Origin of the sequence: Bacillus sp. AF23 (assembly GCF_020861455.1) — a bacterium.
GTDB lineage: Bacteria > Bacillota > Bacilli > Bacillales > Bacillaceae > Bacillus > Bacillus halotolerans.
Map to the genome: position 1 here is coordinate 35,602 of NZ_JAJHVY010000005.1, position 13,533 is coordinate 49,134.

At 44.8% G+C, this 13,533-nt stretch carries 12 protein-coding genes and 1 pseudogene; 11 read left to right on the forward strand and 2 right to left on the reverse strand.

Annotation, left to right across the window (positions count from 1 at the left end; translation table 11 throughout):
* The first annotated feature begins 168 nt into the window (after window positions 1–168).
* The 4 genes and pseudogenes from polA (at window position 169) to coaE (ending at window position 5,076) form a co-directional block, all read left to right on the forward strand.
* Complete coding sequence (gene polA / locus LNN34_RS00970) at window positions 169–2,811, forward strand: DNA polymerase I (RefSeq protein ID WP_059293431.1); 2,643 nt, start codon at window positions 169–171, stop codon at window positions 2,809–2,811.
* Window positions 2,812–2,835: 24 nt separating this feature from the next.
* Window positions 2,836–3,663: a DNA-formamidopyrimidine glycosylase gene (mutM, locus tag LNN34_RS00975; RefSeq protein WP_059293432.1), complete on the forward strand. Its 828-nt coding sequence runs from the start codon at window positions 2,836–2,838 to the stop codon at window positions 3,661–3,663.
* Window positions 3,664–3,816: 153 nt separating this feature from the next.
* Window positions 3,817–4,467: pseudogene (gene ytaF, locus LNN34_RS00980) on the forward strand (sporulation membrane protein YtaF); the annotation flags it as partial.
* Between the two features lie 15 nt (window positions 4,468–4,482).
* Window positions 4,483–5,076: a dephospho-CoA kinase gene (gene coaE / locus LNN34_RS00985; protein WP_059293434.1), complete on the forward strand. Its 594-nt coding sequence runs from the start codon at window positions 4,483–4,485 to the stop codon at window positions 5,074–5,076.
* Between the two features lie 35 nt (window positions 5,077–5,111).
* Here the strand turns inward: coaE and LNN34_RS00990 are convergent, their stop codons facing one another.
* Together LNN34_RS00990 and LNN34_RS00995 are read right to left on the reverse strand one after the other, a co-directional pair.
* Window positions 5,112–5,954, reverse strand: a complete 843-nt coding sequence (locus LNN34_RS00990; RefSeq protein WP_106293453.1) for an aldo/keto reductase — start codon at window positions 5,952–5,954, stop codon at window positions 5,112–5,114.
* 23 nt (window positions 5,955–5,977) lie between these two features.
* On the reverse strand, window positions 5,978–7,168 hold the full coding sequence (locus LNN34_RS00995; RefSeq protein ID WP_059352209.1) for an MFS transporter: 1,191 nt from the start codon (window positions 7,166–7,168) through the stop codon (window positions 5,978–5,980).
* 183 nt (window positions 7,169–7,351) lie between these two features.
* Between LNN34_RS00995 and LNN34_RS01000 the strand changes: the two genes are divergently transcribed.
* The 7 genes from LNN34_RS01000 to LNN34_RS01030 all read left to right on the forward strand — a co-directional run bounded on the left by LNN34_RS01000 (window position 7,352) and on the right by LNN34_RS01030 (window position 13,484).
* Window positions 7,352–7,732, forward strand: a complete 381-nt coding sequence (locus tag LNN34_RS01000) for a winged helix-turn-helix transcriptional regulator (protein WP_044153912.1) — start codon at window positions 7,352–7,354, stop codon at window positions 7,730–7,732.
* A gap of 206 nt (window positions 7,733–7,938) precedes the next feature.
* Window positions 7,939–8,961, forward strand: coding sequence for a glyceraldehyde-3-phosphate dehydrogenase (locus tag LNN34_RS01005; protein WP_202657607.1), 1,023 nt, complete (start codon window positions 7,939–7,941; stop codon window positions 8,959–8,961).
* A gap of 237 nt (window positions 8,962–9,198) precedes the next feature.
* Entirely contained in the window at window positions 9,199–9,579 is a 381-nt protein-coding gene (gene speD, locus LNN34_RS01010; protein ID WP_003223584.1) for an adenosylmethionine decarboxylase, read from the forward strand.
* Between the two features lie 273 nt (window positions 9,580–9,852).
* On the forward strand, window positions 9,853–10,311 hold the full coding sequence (gene nrdR / locus LNN34_RS01015) for a transcriptional regulator NrdR (protein ID WP_010335260.1): 459 nt from the start codon (window positions 9,853–9,855) through the stop codon (window positions 10,309–10,311).
* 113 nt (window positions 10,312–10,424) lie between these two features.
* Window positions 10,425–11,846, forward strand: coding sequence for a replication initiation membrane attachment protein DnaB (gene dnaB, locus LNN34_RS01020; protein WP_059293438.1), 1,422 nt, complete (start codon window positions 10,425–10,427; stop codon window positions 11,844–11,846).
* A 27-nt stretch (window positions 11,847–11,873) separates the two neighbouring features.
* Window positions 11,874–12,806 (forward strand): primosomal protein DnaI, encoded by a 933-nt coding sequence (gene dnaI, locus LNN34_RS01025; RefSeq protein WP_059335577.1) that lies wholly within the window; start codon window positions 11,874–11,876, stop codon window positions 12,804–12,806.
* Window positions 12,807–12,842: 36 nt separating this feature from the next.
* The gene (locus LNN34_RS01030; protein WP_044153927.1) at window positions 12,843–13,484 is read left to right on the forward strand and encodes a TVP38/TMEM64 family protein; all 642 of its coding nucleotides are present in this window, start codon (window positions 12,843–12,845) and stop codon (window positions 13,482–13,484) included.
* Window positions 13,485–13,533 lie beyond the last annotated feature (49 nt).

Below are 13,533 nucleotides of genomic sequence, written 5' to 3' on the forward strand. Positions count from 1 at the left end.
CAAGGAGCCAATTTTGACGGCGGGAACCTTTTTGTGTTCCCGTCCTTTTTTGTGTGTTCTCATCGGTTCGCGTATTTTCCTTTCAAATTGAACTTTGTTAAAATAAGAGAAGCTAAAGACTATTATTATGAGATAAATGGAAGCTGCTGCTTCTTAGGAGGATATTGAATGACGGAACGAAAAAAATTAGTGCTTGTAGACGGAAACAGTCTCGCTTACCGGGCGTTTTTCGCATTGCCGCTGTTAAGCAATGATAAAGGAATTCATACAAATGCGGTTTACGGTTTTGCGATGATTTTGATGAAAATGCTTGAGGATGAAAAGCCGACGCATATGCTGGTTGCGTTTGATGCCGGGAAAACGACGTTTCGTCACGGCACATTTAAAGAGTATAAAGGCGGAAGACAGAAAACCCCGCCTGAGCTTTCAGAACAAATGCCGTTTATCCGCGAGCTGCTTGATGCCTATCAAATCAGCCGCTACGAACTGGAACAATACGAAGCTGACGACATTATCGGCACACTCGCCAAATCGGCTGAAAAAGACGGCTTTGAGGTAAAGGTTTTCTCGGGAGATAAGGATTTAACACAGCTGGCAACAGATCAGACGACGGTTGCCATTACGAGAAAAGGAATTACCGATGTTGAGTTTTACACACCAGAGCACGTCCGGGAGAAATACGGACTCACGCCTGACCAAATTATTGATATGAAGGGTTTAATGGGGGATTCTTCTGACAACATACCGGGTGTGCCTGGTGTCGGGGAAAAAACCGCGATTAAGCTGTTAAAGCAATTCCATTCTGTTGAAAAGCTTCTCGAATCAATTGATGAGGTAAGCGGAAAAAAACTCAAGGAAAAGCTGGAAGAATTTAAGGATCAGGCCTTGATGAGCAAGGAATTGGCGACGATTATGACCGATGCGCCGATTGAGGTGTCCGTTTCGGGTCTGGAATATCAAGGCTTTAATCGTGAACAGGTCATTGCCATCTTTAAGGACCTTGGGTTCAATACGCTTCTTGAACGGCTCGGGGAAGACGGTGTAGAGGCGGAGCAGGATCAATCGTTAGAAGAAATTGATGTCAAAACAGTCACCGATGTGACTAGCGATATATTGGTTTCTCCATCTGCATTTGTCGTTGAACAGATTGGCGATAATTATCATGAAGTGCCGATTCTCGGTTTTTCAATAGTGAACGAAACGGGAGCCTACTTTATTCCAAAAGACGCTGCTGTCGAGTCTGCTGTGTTTAAAGAATGGGTGGAAAATGACGATCAGAAAAAATGGGTCTTTGACAGCAAGCGGGCTGTCGTGGCTTTGCGCTGGCAGGGCATTGAGCTGAAAGGTGCGGAGTTTGATACGCTTCTTGCCGCTTATATCATTAATCCGGGCAATTCGTATGACGACGTTGCCAGTGTGGCCAAGGATTACGGCTTGCACATCGTTTCAAGCGATGAATCAGTTTACGGCAAGGGAGCAAAACGCGCAGTGCCGGCAGAGGGCGAACTGTCTGAGCATCTCGTCAGAAAGGCTTTAGCCATTCAAAGCCTCCGGGAAAAGCTCGTTCAGGAGCTGGAGAACAACGATCAGCTTGAATTGTTTGAGGAGCTGGAAATGCCGCTGGCGCTTATTCTCGGAGAAATGGAATCAACAGGCGTTAAGGTTGATGTTGACCGCTTAAAACGAATGGGAGAAGAACTGAGCGCCAAGCTGAAGGAATATGAAGAAAAAATTCATGACATTGCGGGAGAGTCGTTTAATATCAATTCTCCTAAACAGCTCGGCGTCATCCTGTTTGAAAAGATCGGCCTGCCAGTTGTGAAGAAAACGAAAACAGGCTATTCAACGTCTGCTGATGTGCTTGAAAAGCTGGCTGACAAACATGATATTGTTGACTATATTTTGCAGTACAGACAAATCGGCAAGCTCCAATCGACATACATCGAAGGGCTTTTAAAGGTGACAAGAAAAGATACACACAAGGTGCATACACGCTTTAACCAGGCATTAACGCAAACAGGACGTCTCAGCTCGACTGATCCGAACCTGCAAAACATACCGATCAGGCTTGAGGAAGGGCGCAAGATCCGCCAGGCCTTTGTTCCGTCTGAAAAAGACTGGCTCATTTTTGCTGCTGATTACTCGCAAATCGAGCTGCGGGTGCTTGCCCACATTTCAAAGGATGAAAATTTGATCGAAGCCTTTACAAACGACATGGATATTCATACAAAAACAGCAATGGATGTGTTCCATGTTGCTGAGGATGAAGTGACATCGGCGATGAGACGCCAGGCGAAAGCGGTCAACTTCGGGATCGTATACGGCATCAGTGATTACGGGCTTTCACAGAATCTCGGCATTACGCGGAAAGAAGCCGGGGCATTCATCGACCGATATTTGGAAAGCTTCCAGGGCGTCAAAGCGTATATGGAGGACTCGGTGCAGGACGCGAAGCAAAAAGGCTACGTAACCACGCTGCTGCATCGCCGCCGCTACATCCCTGAACTGACGAGCCGAAACTTTAATATCCGCAGCTTTGCGGAGCGGACGGCAATGAATACGCCGATTCAAGGAAGTGCCGCGGATATTATTAAAAAAGCCATGATTGATATGGCAGCCAAGCTGAAAGAAAAGCAGCTGAAGACAAGATTGCTGCTTCAAGTGCACGATGAATTGATTTTTGAAGCGCCGAAGGAAGAAATTGTAATACTTGAAAAGCTTGTTCCAGAAGTGATGGAGCATGCGCTTGCATTAGATGTGCCGTTAAAGGTGGACTTTGCTTCAGGCCCATCCTGGTACGATGCGAAATAAACAGAGATAAAGGAAGTGATGGATGTGCCGGAATTACCAGAGGTTGAAACCGTCCGGCGCACTCTGACCGGGCTTGTAAGAGGAAAAACAATCAAATCGGTAGAGATCAGATGGCCGAATATCATCAAACGGCCTGCCGAACCGGAGGAATTTGCGCGAAACTTAGCAGGAGAAACCATCCAGTCTATCGGAAGACGGGGAAAGTTTTTGCTGTTTTTCTTGGATCATTATGTCATGGTCTCCCACCTTCGTATGGAAGGGAAGTACGGGCTTCACCAAGAGGAGGAGCCGGACGATAAACACGTGCATGTCATATTTACGATGACGGACGGAACCCAGCTGCGTTACAGGGACGTTCGGAAATTCGGAACCATGCATTTATTTAAACCGGGAGAGGAAGCAGGGGAGCTGCCGCTTTCTCAGCTGGGACCCGAACCGGATGCAGAAGAATTTACGAGTGCGTATTTGAAAGCACGGCTGGCGAAAACAAACCGAGCTGTCAAAACCGCTCTTCTGGATCAGAAAACGGTCGTCGGACTCGGGAACATTTATGTGGACGAGGCTCTGTTCAGAGCGGGCGTCCATCCTGAGACAAAAGCAAACCAGCTATCAGATCAAAAAATCAAAAAACTTCATGCTGAAATTAAAAATACCCTTCAGGAAGCGATTGATGCCGGTGGAAGCACTGTCCGGTCGTATATCAATTCCCAAGGAGAAATCGGAATGTTTCAGCTGCAGCATTTTGTGTACGGGAAAAAAGATGAGCCCTGCAAAAATTGCGGTACCATGATTACCAAAATTGTCGTCGGAGGCAGAGGCACACATTTTTGCGCCAAGTGCCAGAAAAAATAGAGGAATGCTTCATCGTCCAAGCTGTCGGTGCATATATCAGTAACTCTGTAATAGAGGAAGTGCCGTTTTTCGGAAACACGGATTTTTCACTTTTCCATATACATGATTGTGATGAATCTCCGGGCATTTAACATCTGATACAAGAGCACCAACAGAAAGGAAGAAACGGATATGCAAATGGTTTCTATACTGCTGCTGGCGTTAGCTGTCAGCTTGGACAGTTTTTCAGTCGGGTTTACGTATGGATTGCGAAAAATGAAGATACCGCTAAAAGCCATTATTGTCATTGCCTTCTGTTCCGGCACTGTTATGTTTATATCCATGCTGATCGGAAGCTTTCTCACCAAGTTTTTTCCCGTGTATGTGACTGAGAAGCTCGGCGGGTTAATATTGGTTGGAATCGGCGTGTGGGTTTTATATCAATTTTTCAGGCCGGCAAAAGACAAAGACTACTTATTGCATGAAAAAACGCTGCTTAATTTAGAGGTTCGGTCATTGGGCATTGTGATCCATATTTTGAGAAAACCGATGAGTGCGGATATCGACAAATCTGGTGTGATTAATGGAATTGAAGCGGTGTTATTGGGATTCGCCCTGTCGATTGATGCCTTCGGAGCAGGTATGGGAGCAGCCATTCTCGGTTTTTCCCCCATTGCGATGAGCATAACCGTCGCGATGATGAGTTCGCTGTTTGTGTCAGTCGGCATCAATGCCGGCCATATTCTGTCTAAATGGAGATGGATCGATAAAATGGCGTTTTTGCCGGGGCTTCTGCTGATCACGATCGGGCTCTGGAAATTGTAAAAAGGAGTGGATCTCTTGACCTTAGTCATTGGTTTAACGGGAGGAATAGCAAGCGGCAAAAGTACGGTTGCCAATATGCTGATAGATAAAGGAATCACTGTCATAGATGCGGATATCATTGCAAAACAAGCGGTAGAAATAGGGATGCCGGCCTACCGGCAGATCATTGACGAATTTGGTGAAGACATTCTGCTCGAAAATGGTGATATAGACAGAAGAAAGCTTGGGGCGCTGGTCTTTACAAATGAACAGAAGCGTCTTGCTTTGAATTCAATTGTTCATCCTGCGGTCAGAGAGGAAATGCTCAAGCGGCGTGATGAGTCCATTGCAAATCAGGAGACATTTGTAGTATTAGATATTCCGCTTTTGTTCGAAAGCAAATTGGAGTCTTTAGTGGATAAAATTATTGTGGTCAGTGTGACAAAAGAGCTTCAGCTTGAACGCCTGACCAAGCGCAACCAATTAACGGTGGAAGAAGCGCTTAGCCGGATCCGCTCCCAAATGCCATTAGAGGAAAAAGTGTCAAGAGCGGATAACGTTATAGATAATAGCGGCACACTGGAAGAGACAAAACAGCAGCTTGAGGAAATTCTCAGCTGCTGGGCATAACAAAACACCGTTCATTATGAACGGTGTTTTTGTGATTAAAAATCAAAATTGTCCGGATCAGGACCCACGCGCAGATTTTCATTTAACGCATCAATTCGGTTCATGTCATCCTGTGATAATTCAAAATCAAATATGTTCGCGTTCGCTTTAATTCGATGTTCCTTTGTAGATTTAGGAATGGTGATGACGCCGTGCTGTAAATCCCAGCGTAAAATGATTTGCGCGACGGATTTGTTATATGATTTTGCAATGTCTGTCAGTTCGGGATGATCAAGCAATTGTCCCTGCATTAAAGGTGACCATGCTTCCATTTGAATGCCTTGCTTCTTGCAATAATCCATCAGCTCTTTTTGCGTAAGGCGCGGGTGGAATTCCACTTGGTTGATCATAGGCTTCATTTCAGCACCCTTCAGCAGATCCTCCAGGTGGTGGATTTGGAAATTGCTCACTCCGATCGCTTTGACACGGCCTTCTTTATACAGTGTTTCAAGTGCTCTCCAAGCTTCTTTATATTTGCCTTCCACAGGCCAGTGAATGAGGTATAGATCTAAATATTCCAAACCGAGTTTTGACAGGCTTGTTTCAAATGCCGCCAATGTTTCCTCATACCCTAAATCCGCATTCCACACTTTTGATGTGACAAATAGATCCTCTCTGGAGATGCCGGCTTCTTCAATTCCTTGCCGCAAGCCTTCCCCGACTCCCGCTTCATTTCCGTAGATAGCGGCAGTATCAATACTGCGGTAACCGTGAACAATGGCTGTTTTCACCGCACTGACGAGTTCTGATCCTTCTTCCACTTGGAATACACCGAGGCCGAACCACGGCATTTTCACCCCGTTATGAAGTGTTGCTGCTGCTTGTAAATGTGTTGTCATGTTTGTTTCCTCCTATTGAAATGTTAGGCTGCCTGCCGATCCTGTTTTTCCAGAAGACGGCTCCAGCCTGTTAAGATGACGGCTCCTGCTACCATTAAAGCTCCAATCCACGCGGTATGAATCAGTCCGATGGAATCGGTAATCACGCCTCCCAAAAAAGATCCTAGGGCAATTCCTGCGTTAAATGCTGCAATATTAATCGCGGATGCTACGTCTACTGCGCTCGGTACAAAACGTTCAGCCAGCATGACGACATATACTTGCAGGCCGGGCACATTCATAAAGGCCAGCAAGCCCATAAAGAGAATCGTAATGAGGCCGGCAATTTTATAAGGAGCCGTAAATGTTAACGTAAACAGGACGAGGGCCTGTACGATAAACATATAAAACAGCGAGGCGATCGGATTTCGATTGGACAGTTTCCCGCCAATCATATTGCCGATGGCAATGGCAATTCCGTATACGAGCAGGATAATGGCTACAGTGCCGGCCTTAAAGCCCGTCACTTCCTGAAGCAGGGGAGACAGGTAAGTGAACACAACAAATGTTCCTCCGTACCCTAAAGCTGTTATGACAAATAAAAGCAGTAAACGGCCGTTTGTCACAAGCTTCAATTGGTCCCGCATCGTTGTTTTCGTCCCTTTTCGTAAATTGGAAGGGACAAGAATGCCATTTGCAATGACAGCGATAATGCCGACGGCGATAATAACCATAAAGGCAAACCGCCAGCCGAGCTGCTGGCCGATAAACGTGCCGAAAGGAACTCCGGTTACTGTTGCGACGGTGAGTCCTGTAAACATAATGGAAATCGCACTCGCCCTTTTATTTTCAGGGACAAGATCAGCTGCGATCGTCGAGCCGATCGACATAAACACACCGTGTGAAAAAGCGGATATCACACGTGCTGCTAAAAGAATCCCGATGCTTGAGGCCGACGCGGCCATCGTATTCCCGGCGATAAAAATGATCATGATCCAAAGCAATAGCGTCTTTCGTGACATGCTTGAGGTCAATGACGTTAAAATAGGCGCGCCGAACGTAACACCCAGTGCGTATAGCGAAACGGTCAATCCCGCTGTTGTTACAGGAATGTGTAAATCATCAGATATTAACGGCAAAAGGCCGACGCTGATAAATTCGGTTGTCCCTATCGCGAATGCACTAATGGCGAGTGCCAGAAGTGCAGGAATGCTGCTTTTATTGGCTGAAGTCATTCAAGATCCTCCTTTTCTGTTATGTGTTGTATGATTGAAATTCTGCCGAACAAGCTATATAAATAAAAGAGCAGATTCAATTCAGCCGGCAAATGTGATTATGAAAGATATCATCAAAAAAGAAAAGTACGTACTTTTAAGTGCTATAGTCACTTTTTGGTGCCTGTAAGGAGAGTGAACCGCATGGAGAAGAAAAAATATAACATTTCAGTTGAAGCGACTCTTGAAGTAATAGGCGGGAAATGGAAATGCGTGATTTTATGCCACCTGACACACGGAAAAAAACGAACAAGTGAGTTAAAGCGTTTAATGCCGAATATCACTCAAAAAATGCTGACCCAGCAGCTGCGCGAGCTGGAAGCTGACGGTGTCATTAACCGTATCGTGTACAATCAGGTTCCTCCTAAAGTGGAATACGAACTGAGTGAATACGGCCGCAGCTTAGAAGGCATTTTAAATATGCTCTGCGATTGGGGAGCGAATCATATCAACAAGGTATACGGCGATACTTTCTCTGTATTAGAAGAAAGTGTGCTCAATGATAAATTGAAACAGGAATCATAAGAAAATAAAGCAGGCAGTGCGCAGCGCTGTCTGCTTTTTTGATTCTTCATCCTCATATTGTGTGCAAGAAAACGTATGATACATCATAAATTAACGTTATAATCGTTGATTTTTATCAATATGTACTGGCGAATTCTTTTTAATGTGTTATACTAATTTCAGATGACAACAATTTAGAATGACATAATTGATGAGGGGTGACCAACGTGAAGGTAAAAGTAGCGATAAACGGGTTTGGAAGAATCGGAAGAATGGTCTTTAGAAAAGCAATGTTAGACGATCAAATTCAAGTAGTGGCTATTAATGCCAGCTATTCGGCTGAAACGCTGGCTCATTTAATAAAGTATGACACAAATCACGGACGGTACGACAAAGAGGTTGAGGCTGGAGAAGACAGTCTGATTGTGAATGGAAAAAAAGTACTCTTGTTAAACAGCCGTGATCCGCAACAGCTGCCTTGGCGGGAATATGATATTGACATTGTCATTGAAGCAACAGGGAAGTTTAATTCAAAAGAAAAAGCGATGGGACATATTGAAGCGGGCGCGAAAAAAGTCATTCTGACCGCTCCGGGGAAAAATGAAGACGTTACCATTGTGATGGGTGTTAATGAAGACCAATTTGATGCTGAACGCCACGTGATTATTTCAAATGCGTCATGCACGACAAATTGTCTTGCACCGGTTGTGAAAGTGCTTGATGATGAATTTGGCATTGAGAGCGGTCTAATGACGACAGTGCACGCTTATACGAATGATCAAAAAAATATTGATAATCCGCACAAAGATTTGCGCCGCGCCCGGGCATGCGGTGAATCCATCATTCCGACGACAACAGGAGCGGCAAAGGCGCTTTCGCTTGTTCTGCCTCACCTGAAAGGAAAGCTTCACGGTCTCGCTTTGCGTGTGCCTGTTCCGAACGTCTCATTAGTTGATCTTGTTGTCGACTTGAAAACGGATGTAACGGCAGAAGAGGTAAACGAAGCATTCAAGCAGGCTGCCAAAACGTCAATGTACGGAGTGCTTGATTATTCGGATGAACCGCTCGTGTCGACAGATTATAATACGAATCCGCATTCAGCGGTTATTGACGGGCTTACGACAATGGTGATGGAAGACAGGAAAGTAAAGGTTCTCGCATGGTATGACAATGAATGGGGCTACTCATGCAGAGTAGTTGATCTCATCCGCCATGTGGCGGCACGAATGAAACATCCATCTGCTGTATAGAATAAGGTCATGGACACAATTTAAGAAAAAACCCTTAACAGCATATTTCTGAAAAAACGCTTCTTGCAAATTAGACTTAAACACAGTATACTATTTTTCGTGAACTTCTTGCTTGAGACTGTTTCGGGATTACTTAAAGGGTTAGGACCTCTCCGGACTAACTTTCCCCCGTGGTAAATAGCCGACCCAGTTGTTGGAACTTCACTTTTTAATTCTTGTTAAGGGGGGTCCATGACTATGGAAACAATGGGGCGTCACGTTATCTCCGAGCTATGGGGATGCGATTTTGATAAGCTGAATGACATGGATTTTATTGAAAAAACGTTTGTAAATGCTGCTTTAAAATCAGGAGCTGAGGTGCGCGAGGTTGCATTTCACAAATTTGCACCGCAGGGCGTAAGCGGAGTCGTTATTATTTCTGAATCACATTTAACGATTCACAGTTTTCCTGAGCACGGATATGCAAGCATTGATGTTTATACTTGTGGAGACTTAGATCCTAATGTCGCTGCTGACTACATTGCAGAGGCATTACATGCTGATACAAGAGAAAACATTGAAATACCAAGAGGAATGGGGCCTGTGCAGATTAAGCAGGCGCAAGCGAAAGTCCTATAAAGTAAACACGAACACAAAGGGAGCTGGAGCTAGAAAGCCGTTACGCGCTTTTTAGCTTATGCTCCTTTTATTTTTATGAACAAACAAGGGCGGCTAGCTTTTTCTTTTTCCGTTTTTTTTGTAAAATAAGAAAGAGATATGTCATAAACCGCCTGATGCTGTTAGACACAGCCTAAACAACGGCTCTCCCGACAGATGCCTGTCACATCTTTTTATAGCCGGAGGCTGCCGAATATACATTGCAGGGAACGAAATAGTTGGGAGCTGATTTTATTGAAATGTCCTTCATGCCAGCATAACGGAACGCGAGTCCTCGATTCACGTCCTGTGGATGACGGAAAATCCATTCGCAGAAGACGGGAATGCGAAGCCTGCCATTACCGCTTTACTACCTTTGAGAAAGTGGAGGAAACCCCGCTCATCGTTGTAAAAAAAGAAGGCGTGCGAGAGGAATTCAGCAGGGAAAAAATGCTGCGCGGCCTTATTAAAGCGTGTGAAAAAAGGCCTGTTTCACTCAAAACGCTGGAAGATATGTGTTTTGACATTGAAAAGGAACTGCGCAATCAAGGCTGTTCCGAAGTGAAAAGCGAGTTCGTCGGAGAAATGGTCATGGACCGCCTGGCTAAGGTTGATGAAGTCGCATATGTGCGGTTCGCGTCCGTCTATAGGCAGTTTAAAGATATTAATGTCTTTATCGATGAATTAAAAGATTTAATAAAGAAAGAGCGTTAAAGAGCTAAAAGGATTCTTCTAGCTCTTTTCTCATGTGCAAAATTGGCATTTGATAGATATTCGAAACGGTGTAAAATGAGAGGTAGAAACATAATCGGAAGGTTTGAGAATGTATGGCTGACTATTGGAAAGATGTACTGCCTGTAGACCCTTATGTGGTGAAAAGCAAATCAATGCTGCAGGATATTGACAGACAAATTATTACACAACTGTACCAGCCCTTAATCGGCCCTGTTGCATTCTCTCTTTATATGACATTGTGGGGAGAACTTGAACAAAACCGTCTGTGGGGCGGAGAATCCACACATAGACAGCTGATGGGAATGACCCAGTCCAATTTGAAAACGATCCATCAGGAACAGGGAAAGCTCGAGGGCATCGGATTGCTAAAAGTATATATGAAAGAATCCGAGCGGCAGGAGCGTCTCTTTATATATGAACTGCTGCCGCCGCTGCGGCCGAATGAATTTTTCGAAGACGGCATGCTGAACGTTTTTCTGTATAACAGAGTCGGAAAAACAAAATATCAGCAGTTAAAACAATTTTTCACGCATCCGGCGATTTCAGAAGACGCCAAAGACATTACAAGGCCGTTTAATCATGCGTTTGAATCACTGCAGCCGAGTGAATGGAAGCTCACATCCGATATGGAGGAAACGGTGAGACTTGCGACGGGAAGGGAGTATACAACTGTCGGACAGGCTCCGTCCTATACTGTTACAGAGGATGTTTTCGATTTTGATTTGTTTTTAGCGGGGCTTTCGGAGACGATGATTCCAAGAAAAGCAATGACACAGCAGGTGCGGGAAACGATTAAAAAGCTTTCTTATTTGTACGGCATTGATCCTTTGCAGATGCAAAACGTTGTCATGAGCGCGATCGATGAGCATGAAGTGATTACCACCGAAGCTTTAAGAAAAGCGGCAAGCGACTGGTACCAAATCGAGAGGAACGGACAGCTGCCGGACTTAGTGGAGAAAACACAGCCGGTACATCTGCGTGAAGGCGGAAAAGCGGCAGAAGAGGATTCGCTGGATAGTGAGCTGATCGCATTGCTGGAGGTCATCTCACCGAAAAAGCTTCTTCAGGATATCGCGGACGGAACCGAACCGTCAAAAGCAGATTTGAAAATTATAGAAGAGATTATGTTTGAACAGAAGCTGGAGCCAGGCGTCACAAATGTATTGATTTATTACGTCATGCTGAAAACCGACATGAAGCTGTCGAAAAACTATATACAAAAAATTGCCTCCCATTGGGCGCGCAAAAAAGTCAAAACGGTCAGAGAAGCGATGAAGCTTGCCATAGAAGAAAACCGCCAGTATCTCGAATGGGCTGAAGGGAAAACGAGCCAATCTTCTAAACGAAATCAAAAAGTAATTCGCGAGGAAAAACTTCCTGACTGGATGAAAGAAAAGAAAACGGCTTCCGATTCTGAAACCGGACAGCAAATGCTGCAAGAACAGGACTTGGAAGAACAGAAGAAAAAGATGATGGAAGAAATGAAAAAACTGAAAAAATACTCTGCCTATTAAGAGCAGAGATGCGGGGTGAAGTAATACATGGAACCAATCAGCCGTTCCCTGCAGGGCGTAACCGGCAGACCGGATTTCCAAAAGCGTCTTGAACAAATGAAGGAAAAAGTGATGAAGGATCAAGACGTTCAGGCATTTTTAAAGGAAAATGAAAACGTCATCGATCAAAAAATGATTGAAAGAAGCTTAAATAAGCTTTATGAATATAGTGGACAGAGCAAGCACTGCTCTTATTGTTCAGAAGACGAAAACAGCAATAATCTGTTGGAGGGCTACCACCCGAAGCTTGTGATGACCGGCCGCTCTATTGATATCGAGTATTACGAATGTCCGGTCAAACGAAAGCTCGATCAGCAGAAAAAACAGAAGTCCCTCATGAAAAGCATGTATATTCAGCAGGATCTTCTCGGAGCGACGTTCCAGCAGGTCGATATTAATGATCCGAGCAGACTTGCAATGTTCCAGCATGTCACGGATTTTCTGAAAAGCTATAATGAGACGGGAAAAGGGAAAGGATTATATTTGTACGGCAAGTTCGGTGTAGGGAAAACCTTTATGCTCGCCGCTATTGCCAATGAGCTGGCGGAAAAAGAGTATTCCTCCATGATCGTCTATGTGCCCGAATTTGTCAGAGAGCTGAAAAATTCGCTTCAAGATCATTCGTTGGAAGAAAAGCTGAACATGGTAAAAACCACGCCTGTATTGATGCTCGACGACATCGGAGCAGAATCGATGACGAGCTGGGTCAGGGATGAAGTCATCGGGACAGTGCTTCAGCACCGAATGTCCCAGCAGCTGCCGACTTTCTTCTCTTCTAATTTCTCGCCTGATGAGCTGAAACATCATTTTACGTATTCTCAAAGGGGAGAAAAGGAAGAAGTGAAAGCGGCAAGATTAATGGAGCGAATTTTATATCTGGCTGCTCCTATCCGTCTTGACGGAGAAAACCGCCGCCATTAATAACCGCTGCGGTTCAAAGGGGAAGGAACTGAGGGTATGAAACTAAAAACGGCTGTTAAATGGCTGGCAGTGCTTGCGGGAGCAGGCTTGATTTTTTGGGCAAATAAAAGGTATTTAAATCTATCTCCGAAAGAAATCAGGATATGGGTTTTATCATTCGGCATCTTTGCGCCGCTTATCTTTATCGGGATATCGATCGTCAGGCCGCTTGTATTATTTCCGGTATCAGTTATTTCTATTGCGGGCGGTCTGGCCTTTGGCCCGATTCTCGGCACGCTTTACACACTATTTGGGTCGATGTGCGCTTCGGCTGTCTCATTTTTTGCAGCCGGTCTGTTTGCGGCAAAAACCAACAGCCATCACGAAAGGCTGGAAAACATCCAGAAGCAGATGGAGGAAAACGGTTTTTTCTATATCTTTCTTCTGCGGATCCTTCCGATTAATTTTGACTTCGTCAGCTATGCGGCAGGGCTTTCTAATGTCAAGCCGCTCCCATACTTTGCGGCGACGGCTGCGGGAATCATCCCTGGGACCGTTGCACTGAACGTGCTGGGAGCAAGCTTTTTCACGGGCAATTTGCCCGCCTTCTTTCTCGTCCTCGGATTTTATATCATTTTTATGGCGCTGCCATTTATCTTCAGAAAGAAAATGCAAAGCTTGTTTCAAGAATCAAATTAAGATTTGCCGGTGACCTTTACGTCTATTTTAAAAACATCCCCCATATACT

Coding starts and splice junctions, on each gene's coding strand:
- polA (WP_059293431.1), top strand. CDS start 169: ATGACGGAACGAAAAAAATTAGTGCTTGTAGACGGAAACAGTCTCGCT.
- LNN34_RS00990 (WP_106293453.1), bottom strand. CDS start 5,954: ATGACAACACATTTACAAGCAGCAGCAACACTTCATAACGGGGTGAAA.
- LNN34_RS00995 (WP_059352209.1), bottom strand. CDS start 7,168: ATGACTTCAGCCAATAAAAGCAGCATTCCTGCACTTCTGGCACTCGCC.
- LNN34_RS01000 (WP_044153912.1), top strand. CDS start 7,352: ATGGAGAAGAAAAAATATAACATTTCAGTTGAAGCGACTCTTGAAGTA.
- speD (WP_003223584.1), top strand. CDS start 9,199: ATGGAAACAATGGGGCGTCACGTTATCTCCGAGCTATGGGGATGCGAT.
- dnaB (WP_059293438.1), top strand. CDS start 10,425: ATGGCTGACTATTGGAAAGATGTACTGCCTGTAGACCCTTATGTGGTG.
- dnaI (WP_059335577.1), top strand. CDS start 11,874: ATGGAACCAATCAGCCGTTCCCTGCAGGGCGTAACCGGCAGACCGGAT.
- LNN34_RS01030 (WP_044153927.1), top strand. CDS start 12,843: ATGAAACTAAAAACGGCTGTTAAATGGCTGGCAGTGCTTGCGGGAGCA.